Origin of the sequence: Lentzea sp. (assembly GCF_036380075.1) — a bacterium.
Classification (GTDB): Bacteria; Actinomycetota; Actinomycetes; order Mycobacteriales; family Pseudonocardiaceae; genus Lentzea.
The window spans coordinates 1-20,048 of sequence record NZ_DASVFL010000248.1 but is presented as its reverse complement, the minus strand read 5'-3'; the positions used below and the strand labels follow the sequence as shown (position 1 = coordinate 20,048).

General features: G+C 71.2%; 18 protein-coding genes. 11 read left to right on the top strand and 7 right to left on the bottom strand.

From position 1 onward, the window contains the following. Positions 1 to 68 precede the first annotated feature (68 nt). Genes VF330_RS27175 through VF330_RS27165 form a run of 3 tightly spaced genes read right to left on the bottom strand, consistent with a single transcriptional unit; the run spans position 69 to position 2,673 of the window. Complete coding sequence (locus VF330_RS27175) at positions 69 to 728, bottom strand: response regulator transcription factor (protein WP_330854517.1); 660 nt, start codon at positions 726 to 728, stop codon at positions 69 to 71. Continuing rightward, the gene (locus tag VF330_RS27170) at positions 725 to 1,864 is read right to left on the bottom strand and encodes a sensor histidine kinase (RefSeq protein ID WP_330854516.1); all 1,140 of its coding nucleotides are present in this window, start codon (positions 1,862 to 1,864) and stop codon (positions 725 to 727) included. Before VF330_RS27170 ends, VF330_RS27175 begins: the two co-directional genes overlap by 4 nt. After that, positions 1,861 to 2,673, bottom strand: a complete 813-nt coding sequence (locus tag VF330_RS27165; protein ID WP_330854515.1) for a CPBP family intramembrane glutamic endopeptidase — start codon at positions 2,671 to 2,673, stop codon at positions 1,861 to 1,863. Before VF330_RS27165 ends, VF330_RS27170 begins: the two co-directional genes overlap by 4 nt. 361 nt (positions 2,674 to 3,034) lie before the next feature. Here VF330_RS27165 and VF330_RS27160 point away from each other — a divergent pair, with 361 nt between their 5' ends. From VF330_RS27160 to VF330_RS27125, 8 genes are all read left to right on the top strand, one after another. Beyond that, positions 3,035 to 4,006 carry a TerC/Alx family metal homeostasis membrane protein gene (locus VF330_RS27160; RefSeq protein WP_330854514.1) on the top strand — a complete coding sequence of 324 codons (972 nt, stop codon included), beginning with the start codon at positions 3,035 to 3,037 and terminating at the stop codon, positions 4,004 to 4,006. A gap of 42 nt (positions 4,007 to 4,048) precedes the next feature. Further along, the gene (locus VF330_RS27155; RefSeq protein ID WP_330854513.1) at positions 4,049 to 4,864 is read left to right on the top strand and encodes an IclR family transcriptional regulator domain-containing protein; all 816 of its coding nucleotides are present in this window, start codon (positions 4,049 to 4,051) and stop codon (positions 4,862 to 4,864) included. Between the two features lie 66 nt (positions 4,865 to 4,930). Continuing rightward, positions 4,931 to 6,364, top strand: coding sequence for an amidohydrolase family protein (locus VF330_RS27150; protein ID WP_330854512.1), 1,434 nt, complete (start codon positions 4,931 to 4,933; stop codon positions 6,362 to 6,364). Next, positions 6,364 to 7,500, top strand: a complete 1,137-nt coding sequence (locus tag VF330_RS27145; RefSeq protein WP_330854511.1) for a CoA transferase — start codon at positions 6,364 to 6,366, stop codon at positions 7,498 to 7,500. Before VF330_RS27150 ends, VF330_RS27145 begins: the two co-directional genes overlap by 1 nt. Further along, the gene (locus VF330_RS27140) at positions 7,487 to 8,263 is read left to right on the top strand and encodes a citryl-CoA lyase (protein ID WP_330854510.1); all 777 of its coding nucleotides are present in this window, start codon (positions 7,487 to 7,489) and stop codon (positions 8,261 to 8,263) included. Before VF330_RS27145 ends, VF330_RS27140 begins: the two co-directional genes overlap by 14 nt. A 3-nt stretch (positions 8,264 to 8,266) precedes the next feature. Further along, positions 8,267 to 9,133, top strand: a complete 867-nt coding sequence (locus VF330_RS27135; protein ID WP_330854509.1) for a dioxygenase — start codon at positions 8,267 to 8,269, stop codon at positions 9,131 to 9,133. Then, positions 9,118 to 10,041: a zinc-binding alcohol dehydrogenase family protein gene (locus VF330_RS27130; protein ID WP_330854508.1), complete on the top strand. Its 924-nt coding sequence runs from the start codon at positions 9,118 to 9,120 to the stop codon at positions 10,039 to 10,041. The genes VF330_RS27135 and VF330_RS27130 overlap by 16 nt, the downstream gene beginning before the upstream one ends. 43 nt (positions 10,042 to 10,084) lie before the next feature. Continuing rightward, positions 10,085 to 11,530, top strand: a complete 1,446-nt coding sequence (locus VF330_RS27125) for an FAD-dependent oxidoreductase (RefSeq protein ID WP_330854507.1) — start codon at positions 10,085 to 10,087, stop codon at positions 11,528 to 11,530. Here VF330_RS27125 and VF330_RS27120 read toward each other — a convergent pair. Beyond that, positions 11,527 to 12,426, bottom strand: coding sequence for a S1 family peptidase (locus VF330_RS27120; protein WP_330854506.1), 900 nt, complete (start codon positions 12,424 to 12,426; stop codon positions 11,527 to 11,529). The two genes, VF330_RS27125 and VF330_RS27120, sit on opposite strands and share 4 nt — an antisense overlap. Positions 12,427 to 13,360: 934 nt before the next feature. Here VF330_RS27120 and VF330_RS27115 point away from each other — a divergent pair. Then, on the top strand, positions 13,361 to 13,960 hold the full coding sequence (locus VF330_RS27115) for a sigma-70 family RNA polymerase sigma factor (protein WP_330854505.1): 600 nt from the start codon (positions 13,361 to 13,363) through the stop codon (positions 13,958 to 13,960). Beyond that, positions 13,957 to 14,676, top strand: a complete 720-nt coding sequence (locus tag VF330_RS27110; protein ID WP_330854504.1) for an anti-sigma factor — start codon at positions 13,957 to 13,959, stop codon at positions 14,674 to 14,676. The genes VF330_RS27115 and VF330_RS27110 overlap by 4 nt, the downstream gene beginning before the upstream one ends. Before the next feature lies 1 nt (position 14,677). Here the strand turns inward: VF330_RS27110 and VF330_RS27105 are convergent, their stop codons facing one another. The 3 genes from VF330_RS27105 to VF330_RS27095 all read right to left on the bottom strand — a co-directional run bounded on the left by VF330_RS27105 (position 14,678) and on the right by VF330_RS27095 (position 18,908). Further along, entirely contained in the window at positions 14,678 to 15,106 is a 429-nt protein-coding gene (locus tag VF330_RS27105; RefSeq protein ID WP_330854503.1) for a GNAT family N-acetyltransferase, read from the bottom strand. An 82-nt stretch (positions 15,107 to 15,188) separates the two neighbouring features. After that, on the bottom strand, positions 15,189 to 17,468 hold the full coding sequence (locus VF330_RS27100; RefSeq protein WP_330854502.1) for a proprotein convertase P-domain-containing protein: 2,280 nt from the start codon (positions 17,466 to 17,468) through the stop codon (positions 15,189 to 15,191). A 141-nt stretch (positions 17,469 to 17,609) separates the two neighbouring features. Beyond that, a complete protein-coding gene (locus VF330_RS27095) occupies positions 17,610 to 18,908 on the bottom strand; it encodes an MFS transporter (protein WP_330854501.1) in 1,299 nt (432 codons plus the stop codon). A gap of 146 nt (positions 18,909 to 19,054) precedes the next feature. Here VF330_RS27095 and VF330_RS27090 point away from each other — a divergent pair, with 146 nt between their 5' ends. Next, on the top strand, positions 19,055 to 19,984 hold the full coding sequence (locus tag VF330_RS27090) for a hypothetical protein (RefSeq protein ID WP_330854500.1): 930 nt from the start codon (positions 19,055 to 19,057) through the stop codon (positions 19,982 to 19,984). Positions 19,985 to 20,048: the final 64 nt, after the last annotated feature.

The following is a 20,048-nucleotide window of genomic DNA, read 5'->3' as shown; positions in this document are numbered from 1 at the left end:
TAGCCCGGCCGTGCCCCCAGGGGCCGCCTCAGGCCCGGCTGTCGCGGACATGGACTTCGACACAGGCCTCAGGTCACCAGGCCGCGTCGGTAGGCGTAGACGACGGCCTGCACGCGGTCGCGCAGGTCCAGCTTGGTCAGGATGCGCGAGACGTAGGTCTTCACCGTCTCCTGGCTGATCACCAAAGCGGCGGCGATCTCGCTGTTGGACAGGCCTTCCGCGATGAGCCGCAGCACCTCCAGCTCCCGCGGTGCGAGCGGGAGCTCGGACTGGGTGCCGTTCGCCGGGCGGATGCGGGCGGCGTAGCGGCCGACGAGCTGGCGGGTCACCTCGGGAGCGAGCAGCGCGGCACCGCTCGCGACGGTGCGGATGCCCTGCAGCAGCTGGGGAGGCGGGGCGTCCTTCAGCAGGAACCCGCTCGCGCCCGCGCGCAGCGCCTCGTAGACGTACTCGTCGAGGTTGAACGTCGTCACCACCAGGACCTTCACCGGGTCGGCGACGCCGGCGCCGGCGAGCAGCCGGGTCGCCTCGATGCCGTCGAGCACCGGCATCCGCACGTCCATCACCACGACGTCGGGCTTCAGCCGTCGCGCGAGGTCGACTCCCGCGCGGCCGTCACCGCACTCCCCCACCACCTCCAGGTCGGGCTGCGCGTCGATGATCGTCGCGAACCCGGTGCGGATGAGGGCCTGGTCGTCGCAGACCAGGACGCGGACCGGTGCCGTCACGACGGGTTCCCCGCCGGAATGCGCGCGCGGACCACGAAGGCGCCTTCCCGTTGCCCTGCCGTGAACTCACCGCCCAGCACGTCGACGCGGTCGCGCAGCCCCGCCAGGCCGCGTCCGCTGCCGCTGGCCGCCGCCGACCTCCTGGCGCCCTCCGTGCCGACTTCCACGGTGATTTCTCTTTCTCCGTAACGGACGTGGACGTTGGTCGGGTTGCCGTGCGCGTACTTCAGCGCGTTGGTCAACGCCTCCTGCACGACCCGGTACGCGACGACTTCGGCGCTGCCCGCGTCGCGCACCGCCTCGCCCTCCTCCGCGAACTCCACCGGCTGACCGGCCTGCCGCGTCTGCTCGACCAGGCTGCGCAGGTCGCCGACGGACTCCGGGTTGTGGTCCGGGTTCAGCAGGTCGAGCAGGTGCCGGAGGTCCGTCAGCGACCGGCGGCCGGTGTCGGTGATCGTCTGCAACGTCCGGTCCAGCCGCTCGGGAGCCGCGGTCAGGTACCGCGCCGCCTCGGCCTGCACGACCATCGCCGTCACGTGGTGCGTCACCACGTCGTGCAGCTCGCGGGCGATCGACGTGCGCTCGGCGATGCGGGTGGCCTCCGCGACGTGCTCGCGGCGTTCGGCCTCGGCGCTGCGCGACAACCGGAGCCACGCGCCGATCGCCCACGCGGCGACCAGGGCGAGGTAGAAGGTGACGAACCCCGCCACGGTCTCGTCCGACGGGCCCCGGTCCAGCGCCACGGCCAGTGCCACGTAGGCGGCGGACAGCACGACCACGGCCGTCCACCGGAAGCGCGTCAGGTGCAGGCCGGCGCTGACCAGTGCGAAGGGCAACGCGGTTCCCGCGACGGTGTGGTAGCCGGTCAGCTGGTCCGCGGCGAACGCGGCGGACACGAGCGCGATGGACACCAACGGCCACCGGCGGCGCACGATCAACGGCAGGCACTCGAACGCGATCACCACGAGCGCGAGCGCGTCCATCGGACGGCCGGGCACGTCACCGAGGTGCGTGCCCTTGTCGTCCAGCGCGGGGACGAAGGAGGCGAGCGCCAGCGCCAGCGCGAGCGGTGCGTCCTGCACCGTGACGTCCAGGCGGCGCCACAGATCGGGAATCCGCCGCAGGAGGCTGATCACGCGACGAGGGTAGCGGTACGGCGCGGGACCACGGTGCCCCGTCGCTTGGCCAGCCACAGGAAGACGACGGTCACCACGACACCGGCGGCCAACGTGTACAGGCTCGCCTCCGGACCGAACTCGCCACCCGAGACCAGCACGGGCCCGGAGGTCGCGCCGTCGAGCAGGCCCTGGGGCGCGTCCTTGCCGGAGACGCTGGTGCTGAAGATGCCGCCCTGGGCGAAGTTCCAGGCGAAGTGCACGCCGATCGGCACCCACAGGTTGCGCGTCGCGGCGTAGACGGCGGCGAGCATGAACCCGGCCTCGACGGCGATCGCGAGCGAGCTCCACAGCGTCGCGTTCGGGTTGAAGAAGTGCATGAGCCCGAAGACCACACCGGTGACCGTCATGGAGATCCAGGTGCCGAACCGTTCCTCGGCGATGCGGAACAGCACGCCGCGGAACATCACCTCCTCGGTCACGGCGGCCGCCGCCATGAACCCGAAGATCGCCACCGCGCCGCCGAACGACCCCCAGCCCTTCACCTCGTACCCGCCGAGCAGCGCGATGTTCAGGATGACGGCCAGGAACATGCCCAGTCCGATCAGGACACCGCGGCCGAGGGCCTTCGGTGCGGTCTTGAAGTCCACCTCCTCCGGTTCGCGGTTCTCCGTCTTGCGCACCACCCAGCGGTACGCGAGCAGTGCCAGTACCGCCGTGGCGATGCCGAGGACGAGCGTCAGGGGCGGGTTCCAGCCCATCGCCTGGGTTGCCGCGCTGCCGGCCGCGGAGACCAGTACCACCACCACGAGCTGCTTGAACAGTCGCATGAGCGTTCCTTCGTCAGACGTTCGCGGCACCGTGCCGCCGTTGTCGGGAACGCTATGGATTTCGGTGCCGCCGAACGTCACCACGCGGTGGACATCCGCGTGTAGCTCGCGCGGGGGACAAGATCACGCGGCGCGTCCGGACCGTCGGCTGACGGCGTCCACCCTGTGATCTCGGCCAACTTCGGACGCAACCCTTGGGGTCGAGTTTACTTTTCCTTTAAAGACGGTGATACTGTCGGCGCCGAGGGGAGTACTTCCCAAGCGCCTGCCCGGTCAGTACGGACGCTCCGCAGCGTCCCCGGGAGGCCGCCCGCCCAGCGGGTGAAGGAGACCTCGAACGACCGCGTTCGAGGAGAGCTCTGTGCCCGGTTCCGTGGCATCACCCGCACTGTGGTTCATCAGCATCGCCGTGCTGGTCGCGTTGCTGGTCGTCGACTTCCTGGTCACCCGCCGCCCGCACGAGGTGTCGTTGCGCGAGGCCGTGGGCTGGTCCGTGTTCTACCTGGCGCTGCCGTTCGTGTTCGGGCTCTGGCTGTGGTGGGAGTTCGGCGGCGGGCAGTCGCTGGAGTTCATCACCGGTTTCGTCGTCGAGAAGTCGCTCTCGGTCGACAACCTGTTCGTCTTCATGCTGCTGCTCGCGGCGTTCAGCGTGCCGCCGGCCGTGCAGCAGCGCGTCCTGCTCTACGGCATCGTCGGCGCGTTGGTGCTGCGCGGCATCTTCATCGCCGCCGGCGCCGCGATGCTCTCCGCCGGCACGTGGGCGTTCCTCGTCTTCGGCCTGGTCCTGCTGGCCTCGGCGGTGAAGATCCTGCACGCGGCGATGACCGGTGAGGCCGCCGCCGAGAAGGACATCTCGAAGATGCGGTCCGTGCGGTTCATGCGCAGGCTCATGCCGGTCACCGACGACTACCGCGGCACCCGCATGACCGTCATCGAGAACGGCAGGCGCGCCCTCACCCCGCTCGCCATCGTGGTGGTCGCGATCTTCGCCACCGACGTGGTCTTCGCGATCGACTCGGTGCCCGCCGTCTACGGCATCACCGAGGACCCGTACCTGGTGTTCACCACCAACGCGTTCGCCCTGCTCGGACTGCGCGCCCTGTACTTCGTGCTGCACACGGCGCTCGCGAAGCTCGTGCACCTCAACCACGGCCTGTCGATCATCCTGGCGTTCATCGGCGTGAAGCTGGTGCTGCACTGGGCGCACGGCATCTGGCCCGCGGTGCCGGAGATCCCGACGCCGGTCTCGCTGGCGGTCATCGTGGTCACGCTGGGCGTCGTGACGCTGACGAGCCTGCGGGCGAACCGCAAGGCCGAGACGCTCTCCAGCTAGACGAGGGCCGCCGAGCGGACAGGTGTCCGTTATCTTGGGGCCATGCCTGCTCGACCTGACACCGGCCCCGACTTCATCGAGGCGCTCGCCCGCGGACTCGACGTGATCCGCTCGTTCCGGCCGTTGCGTCCGGTGATGCCGCTCAGCGAGGTGGCGTCGGTGACGGGGCTGGCCAGGCCGACGGCGCGGCGGATCCTGCTCACGCTGGTCGAGCTCGGGTACGTGCGGCAGAGCGAGGCCGGGTTCGCGCTCACGCCGAAGGTGCTCGAGCTCGGCGTGGCGTACGTGCGGTCGATGGGACTGTGGGACGTGGCCCGGCCGCACATGGAGCGGCTGGGTGCCCGCACGGACGAGTCGTGCTCGATCGCCCAGCTCGACGGGTCGGACATCGTCTACGTGGCGCGGGTGGCGGTGCCGAAGATCGTCACGCTGTCGGTGCAGATCGGCACGCGGTTCCCTGCCCTGCCCACGTCGCTGGGGAAGGTGCAGCTCGCGGCGCTGCCGCCGGCCGAGCTGGAGGCCGTGCTCGCACAGCCGACGCGGTCGGGCCTCACGGCGCGGTGGCGGCCGGACGCGGCCGAGCGGGACGCCGTGCTGCGGGAGGTGCGGGCGCGCGGGTGGGCGCTGACCGACGAGCAGCTCGCGCCGGGGATCCGGTCGGTCGCGGCGCCGTTGCGGGACGGCAACGGCACGGTCGTGGCGGCGCTCAACGTCAACTGCCACGCGGCCGAGACGTCCGTCGAGCGGATGCTGGAGCACCACCTGCCGCTGTTGCTGCAGGCCGCGGGCGACATCAGCGCCGACTTCGCGCGCCTGGACTCGGTGCCGCACGTCGAGTTCCGGCCCGGGGTGGCTTGACGGGTGCCCCGAGAAGGTTGAGGATTCAACGGACACTTGTCCGCCTGTCGGTCACGGAGGCCCGTCATGGTCGGTGGAAGACGTCCTGTTGTCCTCAGAAACGGCACCGTCCTGACGATGGACGGTCAGCACCGGGTGCTGGCCGGCCACGACGTCCTGGTCGTCGGTGACCGGATCGCCGCGATCGGGCCGGGGCTGGAGGTGCCCGAGGGGACCGAGGAGGTCGACGCCGCCGGCGGCCTCGTGATGCCCGGCATGATCGACACCCACCGGCACCTGTGGCAGACCGCGATGCGCGGCTACGGCGCCGACTGGACCCTCACGCAGTACTTCGTCTGGTACTACCTGGAGTGGGGCAAGGTCTTCCGGCCCGAGGACGTCCACGCGGGCAACCTGCTCGGCGCCGCCGAGGCGCTCGACGCCGGGGTCACCACCACCGTCGACTGGTCGCACGGACTCCGGACGACCGACCACGCCGACGCCGCCGTCGACGCGCTGCAGGCCGTCCCCGGCCGGTTCGTCCTGGCGTACGGCAACATCCAGGACAGCCCCGCTGCCTGGACGGCGACGCCCGAGTTCCGCGACTTCGTCTCGCGGCGCATCACCGGCGACGACATGCTCGGCTTCCAGCTCGCGTTCGACGTCACCGGCGACCCGGCGTTCCCGGAGAAGCCCGCGTTCGAGGTCGCGCGTGAGCTCGGTGTCCCCGTGACGACACATGCGGGCGTGTGGGGCGCGACGAACGACGACGGCATCAAGCTGATGCACGACAACGGGTTCATGACGCCGGAGTCGATCTACGTGCACGCGGCGACGCTGTCCGCCGACTCCTACCACCGCATCGCGGCCACCGGCGGGTCGATCTCCGTGTCGACCGAGAGCGAGCAGAGCGCCGGCCAGGGCTACCCGCCCACCTGGGCGATCCGCGACCACGGCATCCCGGTCTCGCTGTCGATGGACACGTCGGTGTGGTGGAGCGGCGACCTGTTCTCCGCGATGCGCACGACGCTGGGTGCCGACCGGGCGCGCGAGCACATGGCGGCACACGGCAAGAACGACACCGTCACGCACTCGTCGCTGAGGGCCGAGCACGTCGTCGACTGGGCGACCATGGGCGGTGCGCGCGCGTTGGGCCGTGACTCGGACATCGGCAGCATCGAGATCGGCAAGAAGGCCGACATCGTGGTGCTGCGCAACGAGAACTCCCCCGCGATGTTCCCGATCCTCAACCCGTACGGGCACGTGGCGTTCCAGGCGCAGCGCTCCGACGTCGAGACCGTGATCGTCGACGGACGGGTCGTGAAGCGCGACCACAAGCTCGTCGGCGTCGACCTGAAGGCGATCCGCACACAGGTCGAGCAGACCGTCGACCACCTCAGGGCGCAGCTCGGCGAGGAGGCGTGGCACCAGGGCATGAACCCGGACATCCCCGAGTCGAAGGTGCTCGACAACCCCTACACGTACACGGACTACCGCGGCGACACCCGGACGTCCGTCTGATGGGGCCGTTGGACGGACTGCTCGTCGCCGACTTCTCCCGCGTGCTCGCGGGCCCGTACGCCACCATGCTCCTCGCCGACATGGGCGCCTCGGTCGTCAAGGTCGAAGGCCCCCAGGGGGACGAGACCCGCACGTGGATGCCGCCCGTGCGGGAGGACGTCTCGACCTACTACCTCGGGGTCAACCGGGGCAAGCGGTCGATCGCCCTGGACCTGCGCAAGCCGGAGGACGCCGCGCTGGGCCGCGAACTGGCCCGGCGGGCCGACGTCGTGATCGAGAACTTCAAGCCGGGCGGCCTCGCGAAGTACGGGCTCGACCACGCCTCGGTCAGCGCCTCGAACCCGGAGGTCGTCTACGCGTCGATCACCGGGTTCGGGTCCGGCGAGGGCAGTCACGTGCCCGGCTACGACCTGATGGTGCAGGCGATCTCGGGTCTGATGAGCCTGACGGGCGACCCGGACGGGCCGCCGTACCGCGCGGGCATCTCGGTGTTCGACGTGATGGCGGGCAACCACGCCGTCATCGGCATCCTCGCCGCGCTGCGCCACCGCGACGCGACCGGACAGGGCCAGCTCGTCGAGGTGAACCTGCTGTCGTCGGCGTTGACGGGCCTGGTGAACCACAGCTCGGCGTTCGTCGCGGGCGGCACCGTGCCGTTCCGGATGGGCAACGCGCACCCGAGCGTCTTCCCGTACGAGCCGCTGCCCACCGCCGACAACGACCTCATCGTCGCGGCGGCCAACGACGGCCAGTTCCGCAAGCTGTGCGAGGTGCTCGGGCTGCCCGACGTGCCGGACGACCCGCGGTTCGCGCGCAACGCCGACCGCACCCGCAACCGCGAGGAGCTGCGGCCGGTGCTGGAGGAACGGCTGCGGACCCGCGGCGCCGTCGAGTGGTTCGACCTGCTCGTGGCGGCCGGGGTGCCGTGCGGGCCGATCAACACGATCGACGGCGGGTTCGCGATGGCGGAGCGGTTCGGGCTCGACCCCGTCGTCGTGGTCGGGGACGTGCCGACCACGCGGCACCCGATCCGCTTCTCGGAGACGCCCGCGGTGTACGAGCTGCCGCCGCCGGGACTGGACGAGCACGGCGCCGAGCTGCGCGCCTGGTTGGAGGAGGACCGTGACGGTCTATGAGACAGCGCTCGGCGCGTCGACGCCCGACACGATCACGTTGCTGGGCGAGGACCTCGCGCGTGACGTGATGGGCAGCGTCGGGTTCGGCGAGCTGGCGTTCTGGCTCGCCACCCAGCGCAGGCCCTCGCCGGGCGAGACGAGGTTGTTCGAGGCGGTGCTCGCGGCGCTCGCCGACCACGGGTTCACGCCGACCGCGATCGTCAGCCGCCTCACCTACCTCTCGGCGCCGGACTCCGTGCAGGGCGCGCTCGCGGCGGGGCTGCTGGGCGGCGGGTCGCGGTTCCTCGGCGTCACCGAGGACGCGAGCCGGTTCCTCCACGCCGTGGTGACGGCCGCGGAACCGCCCTCCGACGACGAGGGCTGGGACGCGCTCGCGCTGAAAACCGTTCAGGAGCGAGGAAAAGCCCGCATCCCCGGTCTGGGGCACCACGTGCACAAGGCCGGCGACCCGCGCACGCCGCGGCTGTACGAGATCGCCGAGGAGGAAGGCCTGGTCGGGCCGCACCTCTCGCTCTTCGCCGCGATCGGCCGCGTGCACCCGCAGGTGCTCGGCAAGACGTTGCCCCTCAACGGTGCCGGGACGTGCGGTGCGGCGCTCGCCGACCTCGGGCTGCCGCTGGAGCTGTTGCGGGGCTTCGCGTTGCTGGCCCGCACGGCCGGCCTGATCGGGCAGCTCGCCGAGGAGCTGCGCAACCCGGTCGCCAACGACATCTTCCTGTCCGTGGACTCGAACACGCGGTCGGTCGCGCCCGCAGAGGAGTGAGCAATGCAGCTCGTCACCGAGGACAACATCACTGAGCTGGCGCGGCAGCGCTGGGCCACGGCGAAGGACCCGCGGACCGCCCAGCTGCTGACCTCGCTCGTGCGCCACCTGCACGACTTCGCCCGCGAGGTGCGGCTCACCGAGGCCGAGTGGATGGCCGCCATCCAGTGGCTCACCGCGACCGGCCGGATCAGCGACGCCAAGCGCGAGGAGTTCATCCTCGCCTCGGACGTGCTCGGGCTGAGCATGCTGGTCGTGCAGATGAACCACCGGTTCGACCCCGCCGCGACGCCCGCGACGGTGCTCGGCCCGTTCCACATCGACGGCTCTCCCGAGCTCGGCTTCGGCGGCGACATGTCCGACGACGTCGAGGGGACGCCGCTGTTCATCAGCGGGACCGTGCGGTCGCTCGACGGCTCGCCGGTGTCCGGCGTGGTGCTGGACGTGTGGCAGGCCGACGCCGACGGCGCGTACGAGTCGCAGCTCGGCGTCGACGAGGCGCGGTTGCGGGCGAAGTACCACCCGCGCGAGGACGGCACCTACTGCGTGCGGACGATCGCGCCGAAGGGCTACTCGATCCCGATGGACGGACCGGTCGGCGCGTTGATCGAGCAGACCGGGATCAGTCACTTCCGGCCCGCGCACGTGCACTTCCTGGTGACGGCGGAAGGTCACGAACCGCTGATCACGCACCTGTTCGAGGAGGGTGCGGAGTACCTCGACAGCGACGTCGTGTTCGGCACCAAGCAGGAGCTCGTGGTCACCTTCGAGCCGCGTGAGCCCGGCACCGCGCCCGACGGCACCACGGTCGACGTGCCGTGGGTCGAGGCCCGCTACGACTTCGTGCTGCAACCGTGCGCGCAGCACTGATCGTCCGTCCCGGTGAGCCGCCGTCGCTCGCCGACCGGGACGAGCCCGTTCCTACCGACGGCGAGGTGGTCGTCGACGTCCTGGCGGCGCCTCTGACGCCGCTGGACCTGTTGTGCGCCACGGGAACGTCGTACTTCGGCGTTCCCGCCACGCCGTACGTTCCTGGCGTGCAGGGTGTCGGGACGGTCGACGGGCGTGCCGCGTGGTTCCCGTCTTCCGCTGGAATGGCGCCGGGTGACGGGAGCATGGCGGCTCGGGCGTCGGCACGGCGGGAAGACCTCGTGTTCCTGCCGGAGGGCGTCGACCCCGTGGCGATCGCCGCTCTCGGGCTCTCCGCCGTCGCCGCGCACCTGGCGTTGACGTGGCGCGGTGAGCTCGCGCCCGGTGAGACGGTGGTCGTGCTCGGCGCCGGAGCGGTCGGGCAGGCGGCCATCCAGCTCGCGCGCCTGGCCGGTGCCGGACGGGTGGTGGCGGCGGCCCGTTCCGATGCCGGGCGGGAACGGGCGCGCCGAGCCGGTGCCGACGCGGTGGTCGGGCTGGACGCCGACTTCACCGAGGTGGCGGCCGGGGCCGACCTGCTGCTCGACCCGTTGTTCGGTGCTCCCGCCGCCGCGGCCGCGCAGGCGCTGCGTCCCGGCGGCCGGTGGGTGAACCTCGGGGCGTCGGCCGGCGAGCAGTGCCCGATCACGTCGTCGGTGCTGCGCAGCCGTTCGCTGCGTTTGTCCGGTTACACCAACAACGAGCTGACGGCGCGGCAACGGGCCGACGCGATCACGACGATCGCCCGGTACTCGGTGGAGGGCTCGCTCGCGGTCGACCACGAGGTGGTGCCGTTCGCGGACGTGTCCGACGCGTGGCGCCGCCAGGCGGACGGGGTGGCCGGCGGGAGGATCGTGCTGGTCCCGTAGCCGCCGCGGGCGGGAGTGATCAAGTCGTGCCAGTATCGGCCGGGTGGATCGACGCGGGTTTCTGAAAGTCGCAGGGCTGGCCGGTGCCGGTGCCGCCCTCGCGGCCTGCACCACCACTCCCCCTCCTGGCACCGGTCCCGCGTCGTCGAGCCCGGCACCGTCCAGTTCGTCCGTCCCGAGTGGACCGCCGGACTGGGCGGCGCTCAAGGCCCGCCTGAACGGCCGGCTCGCGCTGCCCGGCGGGGACGACTTCGCCTACCGCGGCTTCAACCCGGTGTGGGACAGCCGCCGGCCGGCCGCCGTCGCCCGCGTCGCCTCCGCCGCCGACGTGCAGGCCTGTGTCGAGGCAGCCCGGCGGCGCGTGCCCGTCGCGGCCCGCAGCGGCGGCCACAGCTACGCCGGCTACTCCACGCCGGAGAACGGCCTGCAGATCGACCTGCGCGACCTCGCGGGCATCGAGGTGCTGCCCGGCGACCGGGTCCGCATCGGCGCGGGCGCTCCGCTCGGCGAGGTGTCGCGCGTGCTGGCCGCCTCGGGGCGATGCCTGCCCACCGGCACGTGCCCGTCCGTCGGCGTCGCGGGGCTGACGCTGGGCGGCGGAATCGGCGTGCTGGCGCGCAAGTACGGGCTGACGTGCGACCCCCTGGTGTCGGCGCAGGTCGTCACGGCGGACGGCCGGCTGGTGACGGCGTCGGCCGACGAGGAGCCCGACCTGTTCTGGGCGCTGCGCGGCGGTGGCGGCGGCAACTTCGGGATCGTCACCGAGTTCGTGTTCTCCACGGTGCCCGCGCCTGAGGTCACCGTGTTCTCGCTCGAGTACTCCGCCGGCGCCACGGCGGACGTGCTCGGCGCGTGGCAGACGTGGATCGCGCAGGCGCCGAACGAGCTGTGGTCCAACCTGAACATCCGCGGCGGCGCGCAGCCGACGTGCCGCGTGGGCGGGTGCTTCGTCGGGTCGGCCGGAGGCCTGTCGTCGTTGCTGTCGGGTCTGCCCGCGCCCGCCGGCCGCTTCCTCGAGCCGCGGAGCTACTCCGGCGCAGTGCAGTACTTCGCGGGCACCGGTGTCCATCACGAGTCGTTCGTCGCGTCCTCGAGGATGGTCCGCGAGCCGATCGGCGACCCGGCGCAGGCGGTCGCGTTGATGAACGGCCGGTCCGACGAGTCGTACCTGATCTTCGACGGCCTGCGCGGCGCCGTGGCCGACGTCAAGCAGGACGCCACGGCGTTCCCGCACCGCACGGCCCTCGCCTCGGCGCAGATCTACTTCAAGACGCCACCCGCGGGCGCCACCGAGACCGCCCGCGCGATGGGACAGGTGCGGGACGGCCTCGGCGCCCTCGTCGGGGACACGGGGTACGTCAACTACATCGACCCGCAGATGCCCCAGTGGGCCGAGGCCTACTACGGCGGCAACCTCGCGCGGTTGCGGGACGTCGCCGCGAAGTACGACCCGGACAAGGTGTTCGCGTTCGCGCAGTCGGTCCGTTAGGGAATCCGCGCGCTCACGGCGGCCAGCGCCTTGGTGACGGGCTGGAAGAACGTGACACCGCCGCGGCGGCAGTCCCCGCTGCCACCCGAGGTCAGCCCGATCGCGTCGCCGTTGCCGGTGAACAGCGGGCCGCCGCTGTCGCCGCCCTCGGCGCACACCGTCGTCTGGATGAGGCCCGTGACGCGGCCTTCGGGGTAGTTCACCGTGGCGTTGAGCGCGGTGACGCGGCCGGAACGCAGGCCGGTCGTGCTGCCCATGCGCTGCACCTGCCGGCCGACCTGGGCCTCGGCGGCGCGCCGGATCTGCACCCTGCCGCCGTTGCCGGTGTCGACCTCGCTGGGCGCGTCCACGTTGCGGTTGTTGTAGGTCAGCAGGGCGAAGTCGCCGTTGCCGGGGAACGTCGACCGCGCCACGGTGGCGGCCGCGCGGCCGCCCGCGTTCAGCGAGAACTGTCGTCCGGCGGCGGTGCAGTGGCCGGCCGTGAGGATGGCGGGCCGGTTGTCGTTCGTGACGACGTTGAAGCCGAGCGAGCAGCGGCTGTTGCCGGCGAAGATCGCGTCACCGCCCTCGGCGAACAGCCGGAACGTGCCCTCGGCCCGTTGGAGCCGCACGCCGCGACCCATCTTGTCCACCGTGGACTTCAGGTTGTCCCACTTGGCGCCCGTGACCGTGCTGTCCGCCGTGACCACGACCTCGTTCGTGCTCGGGTCGACGGCCCAGGCGGTACCGGGTGTGGAGGCCTTGTCCCGCAACGTCTCCGTGGCGCGCTCGGGCGTCGTGCTCACCTCGGGCGCCGCCTGGCTCGCCGTGAACGTGGCGGCGGTGATCGCGACGGCCAGGAAGCCGACGCTCGCCGCGATCACCTTGGTCCGGCGGTTGTCGTGGTGTTGGCCCATGTGTGCCCTCTCGTGGTTCCGCGAACGGGTCGAGCGGGAGCGGCGGACTTGCCCACTCACATGGGGGTACGTACCGGGCGGCTGTCCGGTTTAGGTGATCACGTCCGGGCTGGTCTGGGCGGTCGCGACTGGCCGTTGCCGCGGCCAGGTTGGTTGGCCCGGTCCAGCTGGCCGGTCCTGGTTGGTCCGGCCTTGATGTTCGTGTTCGACCTCAGCAGCGGGCGCGGTCGGTGGCGCAGCCCAGGAGCAGCGCCGTCGTGGTCGCGGCCAGCAGCAGGTCTCCGCTGTGCGCGCACAGGCACGCCAGGGTGATCCACAGCACAAGCCTCATGGGTTGAGGTTAGGGACCGTACGAGGTTGATGCATCTCAATTGGGGAAGGCTTGAGCTGCGGTTCGTGGGCCCTCGGTTCCAGCGTGGTTGTTTTGCGTTGGGCCGTGGCTGTTCCAGCGTGGGCCTGCACCCCCGGACGAAAGATCTGGGTGCATCGCCGCTGCGCGACGATCCGCGATTGGGGCTTGACTTCGGGGCCCTTGCGAGATGCTGAGTCGGCCGGAAAAGGCCGGACGCGTCGCGACCGGCCGAGCCCGATATGGGTAGCACCTCGCACCCAAAGTCAAGCCCCAATCGCCAAACCACTGGTGGGTTCACCGGCTCTAATCGGCGTAAGGGTTGACTGCTCGCCTTCGGCTTCGCTTGGAAGTACGGGGGTTTTGTCGGCTCGCCTTCGGCATCGCGTCAGAGAGGAAGTAGGTGGGTGGTTATCCCCGCCACCGGCTCCCATCCGCACCGCCGCGCGCCCCTCCCTCGCCACTCCACTCCCTCCCGTGCGACCCACGCCACCGCGCCTGTCGCGACGAATGCTCATTCAGCACCGATCCAAAACGAGCGCCGCTCCGAACACCTCATGTCCACGCTTGAGAAGAGGGAGCCAGATGCCGAAGCGCGAGCGGGCGTTGCAGAGCATTCCGCCCGACGTCGGACTGGCCGAGCCGACGGCCGACGACTTGTTAGCGCTTGTCGCGCGGGGGGACGAGTCCGCGTTCGAGCGGCTCTACGACGTCGTGTCCGGTTCGGTGTTCGGGCTGATCAGACGGGTTGTCCGGGATCAGGCCCAGTCCGAGGAGGTGTTCCAGGAGGTGATGCTCGAGGTGTGGCGGACCGCCACCCGGTTCGACCCTGCCAAGGGCAAGGCCATGACCTGGGTGCTCACGCTGACGCATCGGCGGGCCGTCGACCGGGTTCGGTCGGCTCAGGCCGCGAGTCACCGCGAGGAGCACGTGGCGCGGCTCGATCCCAACCGGCCGTTCGACGAGGTGAGCGAGCAGGTGTCCGGGCGGCTCGAGCAGCGGCAGGTTCGCCGGTGTCTGAGCTTCCTCACCGGGCTGCAGCGCGAGTCGGTGCTGCTGGCCTACTACCAGGGTTACTCGTATCCGGAGGTCGCGAGCTTGCTGGGCCTGCCGCTCGGCACGGTCAAGACGAGGATGCGGGACGGACTGATCCGACTTCGGGACTGCATGGGGGTGACCGGATGAGAAGCACATCCGCAGATCTGCACACGCTCACCGGCGCCTACGCCGTCAACGCGTTGTCCGATGGTGAACGGGCCGCGTTCGAGACGCACCTCGCGCGCTGTGAGAGTTGTGCCGCGGAGGTCGCCGAGCTGGCGGCCACGGCGGCGCGGCTGGGTGAGGCCGTCGAGTTCCCGCCGCCCGCCCATCTGAAGGCGCGGGTGCTCGCCGCCGCGGCCGAGACGCGGCAGCTCTCGCCCCGCACGGCTCGGGTGCCCCGGGCTCGCGGGTACGGGCGGGCCGGTGCTTTGCTCGCCGCCGCCTGCCTGGTCGCGGTGGCGTTCGTGGCGGTGCAGACCGTGCAGTCCGGGCAGGAGAAGCAGCTCGCGCAGCTGTCCAGCCAGTACGGGCGGTTCTCCGACCTGCTGTCGACGCCGGACGCGAAGATCTTCAGCGCCAGCGGGGCGAACGGGGCGACCGGCACGGCCGTCATGTCGCCCAGCCGCAACGAGATGCTGTTCCTCGGCAAGGACCTGCCCGCTCCCTCCGGTGACCGGGTCTACCAGCTGTGGATGATCAACGCCGAGGGCCCGCACTCCGCCGGGGTGCTCTCCTCCCCCACCTCGCCGCTCGTGGCGAGCGGTGTGCCGGGAGCGCAGAAGGTGGCGCTCACGGAGGAGCCGGAGGGCGGGTCGCCGAGTCCCACCGGTCAGGTCGTCGTCGAGATCGGGCTGGCGTGAGTCAGAGCTTCTTCGAGAAGTGGAAGGCGGGGATGACGTACCCGGAGCTCAGGTAGAGCCGGTGGGCGTCGTGCCGCTGCGTCCCGGAGTCGAGGTGGACGCCCGCGCAGCCGAGGCGGCGGGCCTCCTCGTCGACCCAGCGCAGCAGCGCGCCCGCGTGGCCCTGCCCGCGGGCCGGCGGGAGGGTGATCAGGTCGTCGACGTAGAGGTGCGGCCCGGCGTACAGGTTCGTGACGTGCCGGAACCCTGCCACCGCGGCAACGCGGCCTGCCGAGTCGAACGACGCGGCGATCCGGTATCCCTCCCGCCGCTGGGCCCGCACGAGATCGACGAACTCGTCGGCGGAGGTCAGGTGGGGCCGCAGCTCGCGGAGCGCGTCGAAGGCCAGTGCGGTGTCCTCGGCGGCCAGTTCCGCCACGGTGGTCGTCACGAGGACGATCGTCGCCCGAGCAAGTGGCCTCCCAGAAGACCCAGTGAGGCCGTAAACCAAGAGGCCACTTGCCGCTGCGGGACTACGGCGTGAGGTTCACGCCCCACGTGTCGATCGTGCCGACGTCGGACGAGGCCAGGTCGCGGACCCGGAGCTTCCACGTGCCGTTGGCGGTCTCGCTCGACAGGTCGGCCGTGTAGGTGCGGTCGATGTTGTCCGCGCTGCCGCCGCTGCGGTTGTGCAGCGTGTACGCCGTGCCGTCGGGTGCGATCAGGGACACCGTCAGGTCGCCGATGTACGGGTGGACGATCCGCACCGTCACCACGGAGGCCGTGGACGGCGTCGCGGAGCACCCGGAGATCACGACGTCGCTGTCGACCGCGGCGCCCGCGTCCGGGATGGCGACGTCGTTCGGGTTGGTGCCGGAGCAGCTGCCGCCACCGCCACCCGTGACGGTCAGCGAGTACGTGGCCGTGCGGGTCGACGACCCGGCCGCGGTGACCGTGACCGGGTAGGTGCCCGCCGCGACGGACGCCGTGGTGCTGATCGTCAGCGTCGAGCCCGACCCGGTGGCGACGGCGGCGGGGCTGAACGAAGCCGTTGCGCCGGAGGGCAGTCCGGACGCCGTCAGCTGCACGGTCTGCGCGTCACCGCTCACCGTCTGGGTGCTGACGGACGCCGAGACCGAGGACCCCGCCGCCACCGAACCGGACGCCGGCGAGACGGCGACGGAGAAGTCGGCGCCGGGCGTGCCGCTGCCGACGGCCGACTTCCACAGGGTGTAGGCGATGCCGTCGATCGCGCGGTTGAGGTGGGTGTCGCTGATGTTGGCCGTGGTGTCGCACGACGAGTGGTAGCAGGGGTCGAACGCGCCGCCCGACGTGCCGCCCCACTTCGTCGCCTGCGCCGCGGTCTTGCGGGCGCTGGCGCCCATCGCGTACCCGGACGCCGGGATGCCCGCGTTGGTGAAGGACGCGTCGTCGGACCGGTTGCGGCCCTCGGTGTTCTCCTCCGGCTGCAGGCCCAGCGAGTCCCAGTACGCCTTCATGTGGACGGACTGGGCGCTGCTGATGTTGTTGATGAAGTAGCCGCCGTTGACCGACCCGATCATGTCGAAGTTGTGGTAGGTCTTGATCTTCGCGCGCTCGGTCGAGGAGAGCTGCGAGACGTAGAAGCGCGAGCCGTTGAGGCCCTGCTCCTCGTCGGTCCACCAGCCGAAGCGGACCTTGTTCAGCATCGACGGGGTGGTGCGCGACAGCACGAGCGCGGTCTCCAGCAACGCCGCCGAGCCCGAGCCGTTGTCGTTGATGCCGGGTCCCGCGGACACGCCGTCGAGGTGGGAGCCGAACATGTAGACGTTGTTCGCGTTGCCGCCGGGCCATTCCGCGATCACGTTCGGGCCGGCGCCGGACGTGCAGCCCGAGGTGCAGGCCTGCTCGGTCACGGTGAACCCGGCCGCGGTGAGCTTGTCCTTCACGTACGCGACGGACGCGCGGTAGCCGGCCGTGGTGGAGCGCCGGTTGCCGCCGTTCTGCGAGGCGATCGTGCCGAACTGGGCGAGGTGCTGCTTGACCGCCGCGATGTCGATGTCCGGGATCTGCGGGCCGGTGCCGCCGGTGACGGTCAGCGTGTAGGTCGCGGTCTTCGCCGTGGCGCCCGCGGCCCGCACGGTGATCGGGTAGGTGCCCGACGAGATCGACGCCGTGGTGCTGATCGACAGCGTCGAGCTCGACCCGGTGGTGACCGAGGCCGGGCTGAACGACGCGGTGGCACCGGAGGGCAGGCCGGTGGCGGTCAGCTGCACGGTCTGCGCCTGGCCGGCCGTGGTCTGCGTCTGCACGGTCGTGGACGCGGCAGAGCCCGCCGCGACCGAGCCGGACGCGGGCGAGACGGCGACGGAGAAGTCGTTGGCGGGCGTGGACCCGCCGAGGTTCAGCGTCCAGGAGTCGATCCGGCCGACGTCGTTGCTCGCGTTGTCGTTGACCCGCAGCTTCCACGTGCCGTTCGAGGTCTCGCTCGACAGGTCGACGGTGTAGGTCTGGTCGATGTTGTCAGCAGAGCCGCCGGTGCGGTTGTGCAGGACGTAGGCGGAGCCGTCCGGGGCGATCAGGCTGACCTGGAGGTCGCCGATGTAGGTGTGCACGATCTTCACCGGCACCGTGGCGGTGGTGGACGGCGCCGACGGGCAGTCGGAGATCGTGAGCGGTGACTCGACGGTCGCGTTGTCGTTGATCGTCACGTCGCCGTCGTTCGTGCCGGAGCAGCCGGCCAGCGCGTTCGGAGCGGCGGCCGCGGGGACGGCCATCGCCGCCACGGCCACCGTCACCAGGGCCGTGGAGAGCAGGGATCTTCTTCTTCGCACGATCGGGCTCCTTCGCAGGGATCGCAGAGATCGCAGGGTGACGCGACGGTAGCTCCAGCGGGTGCGATCGACATCCGGTCATTCGGATGGAAGCCACTTCGGACGTTCACATTTAAGCGACGGGGTCCGCCGCTCCCGCGTTCACGGCCAGCGGGAGTGGTGGTCGTCGATGCGGAACTCGTGCGCGTGCGTCCACACTCCCCCGGCCGGCACCGCGTCGTGCAGGTGCTCGTGGTGCGGGTCGAGGTCGCGGTGGTCGTGCTCGATCACCGCCGGGTCGTGCGTGGGCCAGAGCCGTACCGCGGTCACCGCCCCCGCCGACGCGACCACTCCCAGCACGAGGAACGCCGTGGTGAGGCCCGCTGCGGTCGCCACCCACCCGGCGAGCGGGTAGCAGACCAGCCAGCAGGCGTGGGACAGCGCGAAGTCCGCGGCGAACAGGGCGGGCCGGTCCGCGGGGTCCGCCGAGCGGCGCAGCAGCCGGGCGCCGGGGGTGAGGGCGAGCGAGCAGCCGGCCCCGACCACCGCCCACAGCACCAGCAGCATCTGCAAGCTCCAGGCGAACGCGCCCAGGAACAGCACCCCGGCCAGCACCACCGCGGCCCGGGAGACGACCACGCGGTCGGTGAAGCGTTCCAGCACGCTCGGCAGGACGAGAGCCGCCACCAGGGAGCCGGCCCCGTTGACCGCCAAGGCGATCGCCACGTCCGAGGCGTCCCGGCCGAGCCCGTCCCGCACGGCCGCCACGGTGTTCACGAAGACCATCGACCCCGCGGCCGCCGCGGTGAGGTGCACGGCGAGAAGACCGCGCAGCCGGGGCGTGGCGAGGTAGATGCGGATGCCGTGCGCGTCGTACCGCTTGCGGGGCAACGACTTCGGAACGACGACCGAGACCACGAGCAACGCCGACGCGGCGAACCCGAGCGCCGTGCCAAGGAACAGCTCGTGGAAGCTCACCACCGCCAGCGCGGCAGCCGCGAGCGCCGGGCTGAGCAGCCCCTCCAGGTCGTAAGCCGTGCGGGACAACGTGACGGCGCGGGTGTAGTCGCGTTCGTCCGGCAGCACGTCGGGGATCGTGGCCTGGAACAACGGCGTGAACGCCGCGGAGGCCGCCTGCAGCAGGAAGATCAGGACGTAGACCTGCCACACCTCGCTCACCCACGGCAGCACCGCCGCCACCGCGACCCGCACGAGGTCGAGCGCCACCAGCACGGCCCGCCGGGGCAACGCGCAGAGCAGGGCCGTCGCGATCGGCGCCACGCCGACGTAGGCGATCATCTTGATCGCCAGCGCAGTGCCGAGCACGGCGCCGGTGCCGGGTCCGGCGATGTCGTGAGCCAGCAGGCCGAGCGCGACCGTGGCCAGACCCGTTCCCGTCAGCGCGACGACCTGGGCGCCGAACAAATGGCGGTACGTCTTGTCGCGCAGCACGGAAATCACGGCGGAACAGTAAGGCAGGAAACAGGTTTGCGTCGACGCTGCAACAGCAATCCCGTGGCAACAACCAATTCTGCTCAATTGCACATCCGGTTTGTTTGCGGCACAACTCCCTGGTGGACGCGCGACGGGCGTGGGATGGTCAGGCGGTGGACACTCTGGGGGCCGTGGCACATCCCGGCGGCTTGGTCGTGCGCCGGCCGGAACTGACGGTGGGCGTCGTGCTTGCGGTGTCAAGGCTTTCGGGCTTGGAGATCGAGCTCCTGGCCCGCCACTCGGGAGACGGGCCCGGCACTCCCGCGCCCCGCCGGTTGCTGCCGGCCTACGACGAGGGCATAGATCTGCGGGCGGGCTTGCTCGACCACACCGGCCGCGTGCGTTGGGAGTTCGCCATCTCCTGCTCGTCGGACAGCAACGGGGACGGCGAACACCACCGGCCCGTGTTCCGGTTTCCTCCCGTGTTCGACGAGATGTCGCTCGTGCTCGCGTGGCCGGAGATCGGTTTCCCGGAAACGGTGCTGAGGCTGCCGCTCCCCGACCGGCAGACCGTCTCACTCGCCACCACCTCCATCTGGCAAGCGCCTCCGGACGTTCGTGCCGTGCCGGAAGGCCTCACCCACCGCGCCGACGAAGACCGAGACCCACCGGCCGTCGAAACGGGCACGAACCTCACGCCGCCGCGCGTGCTGCACAGCCGCGACCACGAGGTGGCCGTCGTGCTGACCCGGCTGACCGCCGTGGATTCCCTGCTGTCCCTGGAACTCCTCAGTGCCGCCCGTGGCGGTACCGCGGACGCGGTCAACGCCCGTGCGTTCACCCCTCGGCGACGGTCCTTCGGCGGGTTGGGCGACGTGGCCCGGATCCGGGCGAGGGCGCAGGGCGCATCGGTCGCGGCCGTGAGCGGGCACGAGGCGGTCTGGCTCCGGCCGGGTGACGGTTCCGCCTCCGGTGGCGACCAGAGCTTCTCCTGCCTCCAGGAGTTCACCCTCCAGCGCCCGTCCCGCGACGTGCTCGACCTGGTCGTGGGCTGGCCGCTCGCCGGACTCGACGACGTGCGGATCTCTCTCAGCCTGACGTGAGGGTCAACGCAGGACGAACACGCGCAGCAGACCCCACAGCGCGGTCAGCAGGAGGGTGAGTCCC